The following is a 12,142-nucleotide window of genomic DNA, read 5'->3' as shown; positions in this document are numbered from 1 at the left end:
TTTTCCTCTCGCTGGATAACAATCTGTCGATAGTGGAAGCACTTATATTAAGAAGCTTCCTTTTTGTTTCTTCAGTCAATGTTAGATGCCCATTGCGAACAAGATTATCTATTACTTCACCCATCACTGCTTCGAGCCTTTTACCACACGGGAAATCCATTATCTCCCATATCCTCACGAGTTTCACGAAGACTTTGTGATCATATTTTTTCTTTCGACCCTTTTTCTGGCTGGGTGAGGTTGTCTTTCGCTTTTTTGAAGCTCCTCGTAGTAAAAACGATGCATAACTACGATTATATTTGGTAACTCGGGTGAACTCTTCTAGAATTTCGGATTTTTCCTTTTTGCGAGCTTTCCTGTACCTTTTTGAATAATCTTCCACCACATTTTTCATATCTAACCTCTTCATCTTCTCGCCTACCTTCCCGGGTATTCGAGAAGATTATCCCTCTTTTTTGAGTAGATTTATTTTTGACGCAACGTTCCCTTTTCGAGTAGATTTTTTTTGAAGCAATTCGAAATCTTGACTTTGTACATCACATTTTGCTATACTAAGAGCAGTGGTAGAGACCAAAGAGAAAACCACCGCACTAATTTGTTGCGGTGGTTTTTCTTTTAACTGATATACCAAAACGTTGATATCTTGTTTTTTTGGAGTAGCAAAAACATCTATAAATCTGTTAATATATTTTGTTCTTGAGTGGGGCGTCTTTCGTGCGCCTAATTTTGGGGGAGGTGTTTGTATGAGAAAGTTTTTTCTGATTGTATTGTTGGTAGCCCTTTTAGCAACTCTTGGGCTTGCCAAGGTAAAAATCCAGTTCTGGCATGCAATGGGAGGCTGGAGGATAGCGCTCCTCCAGGAAATGGCAGAAGAATTCATGGCTCAAAATCCAGACATCGAAGTTGAAGTACAGTATACAGGGGGTTACGGTGATACAATCAACAAGCTGAATGTCGCCGTGCAGTCGAACACAGCACCACATGTCGTTCAGGGTTATGATATCGCTACACAAATGCTCATCGATGGACAGATTGCTGTCCCGATGCAGGACCTTATAGACAAGGATCCTGACTTCGATATCAACACTTTCTTACCACAGGTACTTAACTACTATAAAGTAAATGGAAAACTCTATTGTATGCCATTTAATTCTTCGAACCCCATTCTCTACTATAATAAAACCCTCTTTAAAAAAGCTGGGCTAGATCCAAACAAACCTCCAAGAACCTTCGAAGAACTGATTGAATACGCCAAGAAATTAACTATTAGGGATGAAAAAGGAAACATAATCCAGGCTGGGATCACATGGAACCTCCACAGTTGGTTCTTTGAACAATTTATGGCTGTTCAGAATGCTCCACTTGTTGATAACAACAATGGTAGAACCGGAAGGCCCACGAAGGCTGTTTTTAATTCTGAAGCAGGTTTAAGGTTCTTTAAGTTGTGGTATGATCTGACGAAGAATGGATACATGATCAATACGAAGGTTCACGATTGGACCGGCGCCAGGAATCTCTTCATATCACAGAAAGTTGCCATGTTGATAAGTTCCACTTCTGACGTTAGGTTGATGGTAGATTCCTCAAAGGAAAATGGTTTCGAACTTGGTACTGCTTTCCTCCCGAGACCAAAAGATGCCGAATCAGGTGGTGTAGCCATAGGTGGAGGGAGCCTATGGATCATTGCTGGACATCCCAAAGAAGAAATTGACGCTGCCTGGCGTTTTGTCAAGTTCATGGCTGAACCGGAACAACAAATAAAATGGCACAAAGGTACCGGTTACTTCCCGGTTCGGAAAGACGCTATAGAGACTTTATTAGCCAGCGGATACTACAGTGAAAATCCTCACAATCTCACCGCAATCCTGCAACTTCTCCTTTCGACTCAAAATTACAACACAAATGGTGCTATAATCGGTGCTTTTGCTGAAGTTAGATCAATTGTAGAGAACTATGTACAGAAGATGCTCAACGGTGATATGACACCTGAAGAGGCATTGGCGGCTGCAGAAAGGGAAGCTACTAAAGCAATAAGAGAATACGAAGGTTATTGATAAAATTTGATTTAGTCCGTTCGGGGCGGATATATCCGCCCCGATTATAGTTCTATTTCAAATTTTTGTGTGTCGTATTGGGGGTGCAAAGATGCGGAGATGGGTACCATACCTCCTTCTCATTCCTACATTTTTGATCATCGTGCTATTTATTTATATACCAGCCGGATATTCTTTGAAAAATAGCTTTTACAAAGTTCTTCCATTTGGTAGAGGGATGCGCTACGTTGGATGGAGGAACTTTCAAAGGCTTTTTGAAAATCCGGATTATATACATTCGGTTGTTTTTACGCTGATCTATGTAGTTGTTTCCGTCACGATTACTATTTTCCTTGCATTCATAATCGCTTTATTGTTGAGTCAAAAGCTACCTGGAACAAGAGTTTATAGAACTCTTCTTTTTGCACCTTATGCGATTTCCCCAGCTATCGCAGGAACCTTATGGACATTTTTACTGAATCCTGTTGTGGGACATGTGAGCTACTTTTTCCAAAAGGTTTTCGGACTTCAAGTCGAGTGGTTGACCACCAAGCCTTATGCTTTCTATGCTTTGATATTTGCAACAGTATGGAAAATGCTTCCTTTTGATATGCTTTTCTACATCGCAAGTATCCAAGATGTGCCCGGAGAATTACTTGAGTCTGCCACTCTTGATGGAGCCAAAACCATGACCAGAGTATGGAAAATTATTTTTCCTTTAGTTTCCCCGATAACCTTTTACCTCGTAATAATGAATGTTGTGACGACGATGTTTTCGTCTTTTGCGATAATCGATGTCATGACGAAGGGGGGACCCGGAAATTACACAACAAATATGATTTACAGGTTATACCTTGATGCTTTTTACTTTCAGAAAGCCGGAGTTGCTTCCGCACAAAGCATCATTTTGATGGCGATAATGATAGTGGTTACCATAGTATATTTTACTTTTGGCGAACGCCGTGTCCATTATCAATGAGGTGAGGCCTATGAGGATCTCTTCTAGAAAACGAATGAACACGATTTTAAGTGAGACTGTTCTTATAATAGTATCCTTTATCTTTATATTGCCTTTAATATTGGCAGTGATCATGAGTATACAACCGCCTCAGAGTGTTTTTTCATTTCCACCCAAATTCTATCCCACGGGGTTTCACTGGCAAAATTATGTTGATGCTTTCAAAACGGTTCCGTTTGGAAGGTTACTTTTAAACAGTACATTGGTTGCTATTATGATCACGGTTGGAAAATTAATTACAGGAACGCTGGCAGGCTATGCTTTTAGTAGTTTCAAATTCTTTGGAAAAAACTTTGCCTTCGCATTTCTTTTTGCCACACTGTTTTTACCTGCTGAAACGCTCATGATTGTTCCTCTCTTCTCTATAATGAAAAAATTTGGTTGGGTGAATACTTATTGGGCTTTAACAATACCTTTTATGGCAAGCGCAACCAACACTTTTTTGATGCGACAGCATTTTTTAACAATCCCCAAAGAACTCGAGGATTCTGCGAAGATAGACGGCGCTGGACCAATGACGTATTTTGTGAAGATTCTGCTCCCGCTTTCCAAATCAATGATAGGTGGAGCTGCTATTATAAATTTTGTATATGCTTGGAATTTGTATTTATGGCCATTGATAGTTACTATGGAAGATAGAATGAAGACCGTTCAAATTGGCGTAAAGATGCTAATAGACGCCGAAGGCGCCAACAACTGGGGAATTATCATGGCTGGAACGGTTAGTGCGGTGTTTCCGACACTTCTTATGTTTTTCCTATTACAGAGTGTCTTTGTGAAGAGTCTCGTAAGATCTGGAATCAAGGGTTAATCCTTGTCTCATTATTGGGGGTCAGACCGGATGCTTTTTCGTACAACCCACAACCGACAACGATGATGAGCGAAGCGAGAAGTAACATCATTGTCGAAGGCAATCCTAGCATCGGTCAGCTCTACTGGATTCCAACATCGCAATTATCAATTATCCCGTTTCCATAGGTTATCGATATGTATAAGAACCTTACTGCAAGAATATCCGAGCACATCTTCCAGTTGGTCGCTCTTTAGACCAACTATTTTTTTTGCTTCTGCGGATGAGAAATTTATAATTCCTTTTCCGAGGAACGTACCATCATCTAATCTGATTTCTACAACATCCCCGGCTTGAAAGTCCCCTTCTATGTGAACAACACCAACGGGAAGGAGGCTGCGGTTGTTTTCGATTGCTATTTTTGCTCCTTCATTGATGAAGATACTGCCTTTTGGTTTTGAAAGGAATCCAATCCACGCTTTTTTGGCTTTTATAGGCCCAACCCTTTCGAATACGGTTCCAGTTTGGCCGGTGAGGACGAATTGTGCAATATTTTCTAGTTTTTTCCCATTACAAATAGAAGTTTGTATCCCCGCTGCGGCTGCAGCTCTGGCTGCACGGATTTTGGAAGTGATTCCCCCAGATCCCCAGCGTGAAGAGGCGTTTTTGGCAATCGCCATGTTTGTAGTATCCTCACGGTAAAAAGGTATTACTTTCCCATTTTGGTCTATAACTCCATCTACGGAGGTCATCAATAAGAGATAATCGGCATTCCATCCAATTGCAAACATTGAGGCAAGAACATCGTTATCCCCGAACATGATTTCCTCGGTTGCCACAGAGTCGTTCTCATTTACTATGGGCAGAATTCCCATTTCTGTGAGACCGATTAACGTGTTGCGAAGATTCAAAAAACGTTTGCGATGACTGAAGTCTTCGCGTGTAAGCAGGATTTGGGCTACTTTGATCCCGTAAAAGCTCATAGCACTTTCATAGAGTTTCATAAGCTGCACCTGTCCAACAGCGCACAAGGCTTGCTTCATGTAGAGATCCGCTTCCTGTGCATTGCTCTTGTTGAGATACCCATACCCTGCGGCACGTGCACCTGAAGACACTAGAACTACCTGATGTCCTTCAGACATTAAATTACCGATTTCACGACAGAGTTCTACTATATATCGTTTATCTAGCTGACCGTCTTGTTGCACTAACAGGTTGCTACCAACTTTTATGGTTATCTTTGCCATAATTATCTCCTCACGTTGTAATCACCAAGAATCACGTATTTATAAGTGGTCAAGCCTTCGAGTCCTACAGGCCCTCTTGCGTGGAGTCTCTGCGTACTGATTCCGATTTCACCGCCGAAGCCAAACTGCCCACCGTCAGTGAATCTGGTGGATGCGTTCACGTAAACCGCAGCGGCATCGATATTCTCAACGAATTTTTTTGCGTTGAAATAGTTCTCCGTAAGGATCGCCTCAGAGTGACCGCTTGAATATTTCTGTATATGGGCTATCGCTTCATCCAGTGAATTGACCACGCGAACGGCCAAAATGAGGTCGAGAAATTCGGTTTCCCAATCAGAATCGGTTGCGGGTTTAACTTTTATAAATTTCTGTGTCTGGCTACATCCCCTAATTTCGACACCTTTCTTTGAAAGGCGATCTGCCATCATAGGGAGGAAGGCTGCTGCAATACTTTGGTGCACCAGAAGTGTCTCAACAGCATTGCAAGTTCCCGGGCGCTGGGTTTTTGCATTGTCCACAATTTCTAAGGCTTTTTCAAGATCCGCAGAATCGTCTACGAATATGTGGCAGTTACCAACACCCGTTTCAAGTACCGGTATGGAGGAATTTTCAACGACGTATTGAATCAACCTGTTACTACCGCGGGGAACGATAAGCGAAAGATACTCCCGAAGTTTCAACATCTGTTCTACCAGTTTTCTGTCTGTGCTTTCAACAATTTCAATTGATTCCACGGGAAGAGAACTGCGAGAAAGTCCCTCTTTGATCGCTTTTACGATAGCCATATTGGAGTGAAATGCGTCCGAGCCACCACGCAAAAGGATTGAATTACCTGTTTTTAGGGCCAGGATAGAAGCTTCTACGGTAACATTTGGCCTGGATTCATATATTATTCCAATCGCCCCGATGGGAACCCTGACCTTACTTATACGTAAACCATCACTTTGCACCCAGGAAGCGATAACCTCACCTACGGGATCTTTAAGACCTGCAACACGGTGACATGATTGAATCATGTCATCGATTCGTTTTTGATTCAAAGCGAGACGGTCAATTAAGGAATCTCTGATTCCCTTATCTCGTGCTTCCTTTACGTCCATTTTGTTGGCTTTAAGAATGGCATCTTCCTTTCTTTTGAGCGCAGCCCCAATCTGAAGTAACGCTTCATTCTTCTGGACGGTTGAAACGGATTGAAGTTTTATGCTGGCTTTTTTCACCGAACGTGCTTTTTGGATTAATTCTTCCATTTTTTCATCCCCCTTTATCCCATTCTCGGGATTTATCAACTGTTTAATCAATACGAGATCTTGGAATTTTTTGAATTTTACAGTTTTTTTATGAAATTGCGGTTAGAAGCAATTTAAGGAGAAGCGATATTCAAGATTCGAGAACGGCTAACACCGTTGATGTTTGGGTTTGTTTACGGTAATTATGCTGGGAGCGCCTGCTAAAAGAGCGAGATTGGATGTTAGGTACTAGAGAATTGAAAAACCGATAACCGAGAACCATTATTGTAGGGGCATAGCATGCTGTGCCCTGTAATAGGTTTTTATAAAGGGCAGAACATGTTCTACCCCTATGATAAAAAATAGCAACATTGTCGAAGGCAATTCCAGTATCCGGAACGAAGTTCCGCATTTCAATTATCTACCACCATAAAACAACTCCAATCAGTAATCGTAAAACCGAGCCTTTCATAAAGATGCATTGCAGGATTCTTAACCGCCACTGATAATATCGCCCTAGAAAAGCCCTTGGTTTTTCCACGCCTGAGGACCTCTCTCATCAAAGAGGTTGCAATCCCCTGCCTTCTGAATTTTTCGAACACAAGAAGATCTGCTATCAAGAAAGCCCCGTTCGTTGATGGGCCGTCCATCTTGGCGCAGGTCACAAATCCTTTTAATGGGGTTCCTATTTTAATGGACAGTTCCGGAAGCCAATGCCCGAATTTTTCATTTATCATGAGATCTTCGAACATGCGTAACAGCTGATCTCTCATCTTTATGCCAAAAGCTTTCTTATCAACTGGAGAAAACGCATCGTAGATTTTATCAATGTTTTCTACAATATCTTCAAAGGTTAAAGCCTCAACCTTTTCATTTTCAGGGTAAGGGCCAAACTTATCGATCTCTAACTCCATCTGGACCCTTTTAATTACCTCAAAATGGGGCCCGTTGATTTCTTTGTCTACCCTTCCTATGTTCAAAACAATAGTTTTATCAGGAAAGGTCCTTTTTAGAAGTTCCGCCAATTTGTCCAGATAATTAGAAAAAACCTCTTTGTGTATTTTCTCATCCATAACAAGCCTGGCAGTGAAAAGTTCTGGTTCTGTTCTGAAATTAATAAGTCTGGCAGTGATTTTTCCGCTTTCAGTAATTTCGAAAATCTTCATGTTTTTCCTGATCAGTTTCATCCCTCAGCACCTCTTTCACAACAACAAAAATTTCTTCTTTACCCATCAATATAATACCACCATCTTTGGAATTTATCCGATCACCTCGAATAAATTTGTTGGATATTCCATAAAATTTTAAAGTGCACTATAATTTTTTGTACATGACCATTCTCCCCTCATAAACACAACTCGGCTATTAAAGCCACTTTTATTCAATACCAATTAGTATGTCCATTCCTCTCTCAAAAAAATTTGGAAAGCCAATCATAAAATTTATAATGTTATGCTTGACATTTTTAATTATTGATGGTATATTATTGATGTCAAAGATAAAAATCCTCACATAGGAGGGATAAAAATGAAAAAGAGAATCGTTGAAAGAAAGATTGAAAGACAGATCGAGGAAAGAAAGATCGAAGCATTACAGAGGTTGTATTCCGAGCCCCGTGCATTCTGAAAGCGGGCAGGCAGAAAGGGGGAGCACAACTATGGACAAGGAAAAAAAGATTCATTACAAAGAAATAGACAACCAATTAGAAAAGATAAAGATTGAAGTTTTAAGGCGTCTGTACGTTCAAAGCTAAAAGGCCAAATATAAAAAAGCACCGAGGAATAGGACATCCTCGGTGCTTTTTTATCAAGATTAAATCCTTCTGACTGAATGGGTGTGTCACATATTTTGTGTAAACCCCAAACTCCGGAAAAGATCAGACATAGGATTTCACCCAATCAAATTCTATCATCAAAGTGGCAAGGATTTTATCCCATTCATTTATTCTTCTGGTCCTTTCTTTGGTTATATTAATGCCAGTTTCATGAGTATCATGTCAGGATGAGTCAACAATTCATTTCATTCCAATCCTTCACTTTAATCTTCAATCAACAAAATTAAAGCAGCGCTTTTTATTCTCCCCTTGCGTAAGAAATAATAATTTAGTTACCTGAAAGTTTGCTTTGTATAAAGTCAAATAATAAATATATTTATTTCTTTCAGGTTAAATGTGGCAATTTCAAAATAATTCGCAGAAAAATTCAAACATCATGTTACAAACTCTTAAGTACTATCATCACAGAAAACGTTAAAGGCCTCTGGAAATATTTCTTTACGAATTACAACTGTTGTTTGGAACTGTTAACAATTCTTGACAGTTTATACAAATTCGAGTGTATAAAAATCTTTGTCAAATATTTGCATATTGATAAAATACAAACATACTCGAAGGGAGGTGTAAGTTATGAAAAAGCTTTTGATCACATTTTCTGTTCTTCTTTTGATCACATATGCTTTTTCTCTCAGTTTTCACGGACTTGCAGGAAGCGAGTTTGGTGGTTTGAACAGGCAGTTCATAGGAGCTGGCGTAGGCCTTGGTAACGGTCTACTGAGACTCGAAGTAAATGCATTTCTCCCGGTATCTTCATTATCGGATGTACCGGATCTTGACTGGAAAGAGATCAGCGTTTTAGAAATTGATCCAATGTTACTTTTAAACATTAGATTAGCCAAAGGCCTTGCAATTTACCTTGGAGGCGGTCCCATCATACTCGCAGATATAAAGGCTCCTGCTTTCATAATTTACTCAGACAGGATTTTCCACGTAAAAGGTGGAGCAAGTTTAATGTTAGGTAGCATACGCATTTTCGCTGAAGCAATGACCTCAATAGGCCTTATCGGTGGTCCTATAGGTTTTGGTTGGTCCGGCATTTACAGCATCCACGTTGGTGCCGGACTGGTGTTCTGAGGAGGTGATGGGAATGAAAACGAGAACAAAACTGGCTTTAATAATACTGGGAGTCATAATTCTTGCAGCCTGTGGCATCGTTCCAACGCTTCCTGGCCTTATTCCGCCAGATCCATTTGGGGTATCAAAACCTGATTTTTGGGGTGACGAAGTTCCAATTTATGGAAGTGTTGATAAAGCACCTATTTTAACACCTATTGATCTGCCTCTTGCGGTTAAAATCCGTGTCAGCATACCTGGATACGCAGAAGGATTAACTCCAGATAATTTCCTCGTTTTTGAAGACGATCGGGCTCAAGGATTCGCTCTGGTTAAGGAAGCTGAAGAAAGAAGAGGCGCCGACATTGTCTTTATTGTCGATGTAACAGGAAGTATGGGCACAGAAATAGCTGGTGTAAAGAACAGCATGGTTAACTTCATTCAGGCCCTTGAGGCTGGAGGTCTCGATGTAAGGGTTGGTATCGTTCCTTACGGTGATTACGCACCAGCAAGAGCCGATACTTCGGATAATATAGGTTTTGACCCCGCATTTCTAAATCTGTCGGATCCTACCGTAGCAGAGGGTTACGCTAATGGCCTCGGTGTTGGTTATGGAGCTGATGGCCCTGAAAATGCCTATGGAGCCATAATGTACGCATGGAACAATATGGCCTGGCGAAGAGGAACTCAGAGGATTTTCATCCTTATTACCGATGCTTTTAGTCATTATACTGGTGATATCGCTGATGGTCTCGAATGGCCGAGTGGTTGGGGCCCTCAAACGACTTCGACCCAAAATACACAAAAGATGAAGTTATAAATGCCCTTTATGGCTTTGCTACCCTTCACATCGTCGCATCTACCGGCGGGTACTACAATACCACTGATACTGATTTCTCTCACCCCGGCGATCCCAGAGAAATCGCGCTTTTAACCGGTGGTTTGATCATTTATCAGGATCCTTACGGAGAACCCGATCTGTCCGCCATCGGAATCACTGAATATATAGCCTCTTCGTGGCTTATCATCTTTGAAAGCGATTCACCAGCCACTACTCATAATGTAGATGTTTACTTTGAAGGACCCGATGGTAAACGTGGAGAACTTCACCTGGCGGGAGTAACTTACTGATATAATAGACATGGAATAAAAAACCGGGCTTTAGAGCCCGGTTTTTTATTTTCTCCTAACGCTTAAATACCAAGTAAAAAAGATCGCTAAAAGATACACACCAAGGGCAAGAAGAGTATAGAAGAAATATGTTGGATTATTCGTCTTTATCCCGATAATCGGAATATTAATGATCACCAACAATGGAATCCCGAAAATCAAGGCCACCCCGCTGCCAAGAACCATATTTTCAGCCGCACCGCTTTCAAAGTTTGGGTCTATCTCCCTGAGAAGTGCCATACCCGTAGATATTGTACCGGTTTCCATTCCAAAAAGCGCGAGGGTGTTTTCCAGTACCGATTCCCTGTACGTTCTTTTACTGAACCAGATTGTGTAAAAAACAGTAAGAACCCCTCCAATGGTGGTTATCAGAAGAATTGGAACAAAATTCTCTTTCACCATTTTAAGCGGTATGGCTGCAATCGATGCAGCAACCATATAGTCGAACACCGCACCGGCAATTCTTTGAAGAAGAAAGTCATTCAGATACTGTGTTGTGTATTTCTCATCTCTTCTTAGAAAATCGTAGACTTTCCTGAATAAAAACGCGAACAGCACGCCCACGACAAAGTGTAATCCCCAGAGAACCCGGGCAAACGTCTCGCCATAAGAGTTGCCGCCGATACCAAGAACTGCTGTTATCCATTTTATAAAACCAAAGGTAACCAGGTAAACGATACCAATTGCCAGTAACTGAATAGTCATACCGTCTATGTCCGAAAACTCGTAATCCCTTACTGTTGAAACAACACTTTTTTTGATAAACTTTTTTTCAGATACGAGCTTGCTCTTTTTCTTAAAGAAAACAATGATATTCAAAAGAAATATTCCTCCGATGGTAGCCCAGAGAAATCCTATGGTAGCCATCACAAGCCCTATTGCCCCACCCGAACGAAAACCAAGTGCTTCCCATTGTGACCCTATCGAAAAGGCCTGGCCGGGTCCCTGGTCAAATGCAAGAGGCAACAAAAGCCCCATTAACGGGAATACATCCTTTGTAATAAGATAATAGAGAAATAGACTTACAGCAAAGCCAGCGATAGCTTGAATCGTCAAAGACATCGTAATTATCAACCCGGTATTGAACCCGGTTTTGGAAAGTTTTGAATTACTTTTCTTCAAGGCAACTGCTATAAAACCTATTGCGAGCATATGGTATATCATGAACCCAAGATTATCGCTATTGAAGTTGAAAATCCCAAGAACATCAGGGCCAAACAACACCGCTAAAAAGCCAGCGATGATTGAATTTGGAATGAGTAATTTTCTCATTCCCGGAATGCTCCGTTTAATGACAGCAGAAAGACCAAGAAGAAAAGAAAGATACATGAAATCCATAACAAGATCCCAGCTTCCATCCATGCTTTGTTACCCCCCTATCAGGTGCAACCTCAAATTGATTTATACAGATTGATCTTTCCCGGTTTCGTGATACCATGAACCTATACTATTATAATAATGTCCTTAACATTTAAAAAGCACTCTTACTCAGGTTTTTGAAAAGTTCTCTCAAGTTATGCAAATAACTGTTATAATGAGTGCGGAGCAAAACTCCGGAGGCTGGGAATCAGCTTCGCTGACTGATGCTTGGAATGGCTACGCCATTGACGCTTGCGAGGCTGTTAGCTGGTAAGCACGCTTCGCGTGGGTAAGCACAACTACGCTGGGGGTAAGCCCGGTTATGCCAGGGGTAAGCACTCCTTTGGAGTGGGGAAAAACAAGAGGCTTGCAGACGCTGTGCGTGACTTCGTCACGGCTGTGCGCCTTCGGC

General features: G+C 41.2%; 10 protein-coding genes and 1 pseudogene. 6 read left to right on the top strand and 5 right to left on the bottom strand.

Annotation, left to right across the window (positions count from 1 at the left end; translation table 11 throughout):
- Positions 1–394, bottom strand: a pseudogene (locus tag DU53_RS07470) (ISNCY family transposase); the annotation flags it as partial.
- Between the two features lie 349 nt (positions 395–743).
- On the opposite strand from DU53_RS07470, the gene DU53_RS07465 reads away from it, so the two are divergent.
- The 3 genes from DU53_RS07465 to DU53_RS07455 all read left to right on the top strand — a co-directional run bounded on the left by DU53_RS07465 (position 744) and on the right by DU53_RS07455 (position 3,862).
- Complete coding sequence (locus DU53_RS07465; RefSeq protein ID WP_015868762.1) at positions 744–2,054, top strand: ABC transporter substrate-binding protein; 1,311 nt, start codon at positions 744–746, stop codon at positions 2,052–2,054.
- A gap of 91 nt (positions 2,055–2,145) precedes the next feature.
- Positions 2,146–3,012, top strand: a complete 867-nt coding sequence (locus tag DU53_RS07460; protein ID WP_015868761.1) for a carbohydrate ABC transporter permease — start codon at positions 2,146–2,148, stop codon at positions 3,010–3,012.
- A gap of 10 nt (positions 3,013–3,022) precedes the next feature.
- Positions 3,023–3,862, top strand: a complete 840-nt coding sequence (locus tag DU53_RS07455) for a carbohydrate ABC transporter permease (protein ID WP_015868760.1) — start codon at positions 3,023–3,025, stop codon at positions 3,860–3,862.
- Between the two features lie 146 nt (positions 3,863–4,008).
- Here the strand turns inward: DU53_RS07455 and proB are convergent, their stop codons facing one another.
- The 3 genes from proB to DU53_RS07440 form a co-directional block, all read right to left on the bottom strand.
- Positions 4,009–5,088, bottom strand: a complete 1,080-nt coding sequence (proB, locus tag DU53_RS07450) for a glutamate 5-kinase (protein WP_015868759.1) — start codon at positions 5,086–5,088, stop codon at positions 4,009–4,011.
- A gap of 2 nt (positions 5,089–5,090) precedes the next feature.
- On the bottom strand, positions 5,091–6,335 hold the full coding sequence (locus DU53_RS07445) for a glutamate-5-semialdehyde dehydrogenase (RefSeq protein WP_015868758.1): 1,245 nt from the start codon (positions 6,333–6,335) through the stop codon (positions 5,091–5,093).
- Positions 6,336–6,727: 392 nt separating this feature from the next.
- Positions 6,728–7,501: an N-acetyltransferase gene (locus tag DU53_RS07440; RefSeq protein ID WP_015868757.1), complete on the bottom strand. Its 774-nt coding sequence runs from the start codon at positions 7,499–7,501 to the stop codon at positions 6,728–6,730.
- A 1,217-nt stretch (positions 7,502–8,718) separates the two neighbouring features.
- On the opposite strand from DU53_RS07440, the gene DU53_RS07435 reads away from it, so the two are divergent.
- From DU53_RS07435 to DU53_RS11965, 3 genes are read left to right on the top strand one after another with little or no spacing between them, the layout of a single operon-like run.
- Positions 8,719–9,222, top strand: a complete 504-nt coding sequence (locus DU53_RS07435; RefSeq protein WP_015868754.1) for a hypothetical protein — start codon at positions 8,719–8,721, stop codon at positions 9,220–9,222.
- Positions 9,223–9,235: 13 nt separating this feature from the next.
- Positions 9,236–10,021: a vWA domain-containing protein gene (locus tag DU53_RS07430; protein WP_161484777.1), complete on the top strand. Its 786-nt coding sequence runs from the start codon at positions 9,236–9,238 to the stop codon at positions 10,019–10,021.
- The gene (locus tag DU53_RS11965) at positions 9,958–10,332 is read left to right on the top strand and encodes a hypothetical protein (RefSeq protein ID WP_153020841.1); all 375 of its coding nucleotides are present in this window, start codon (positions 9,958–9,960) and stop codon (positions 10,330–10,332) included. The genes DU53_RS07430 and DU53_RS11965 overlap by 64 nt, the downstream gene beginning before the upstream one ends.
- 45 nt (positions 10,333–10,377) lie before the next feature.
- Here the strand turns inward: DU53_RS11965 and DU53_RS07425 are convergent, their stop codons facing one another.
- Complete coding sequence (locus DU53_RS07425; RefSeq protein WP_015868752.1) at positions 10,378–11,733, bottom strand: sodium:glutamate symporter; 1,356 nt, start codon at positions 11,731–11,733, stop codon at positions 10,378–10,380.
- Positions 11,734–12,142 lie beyond the last annotated feature (409 nt).

Origin of the sequence: Kosmotoga sp. DU53 (assembly GCF_001639905.1) — a bacterium.
GTDB lineage: Bacteria > Thermotogota > Thermotogae > Petrotogales > Kosmotogaceae > Kosmotoga > Kosmotoga olearia.
Note: the sequence above shows the minus strand (reverse complement) of the source record. Positions and strands in the feature narration are given on the sequence as shown.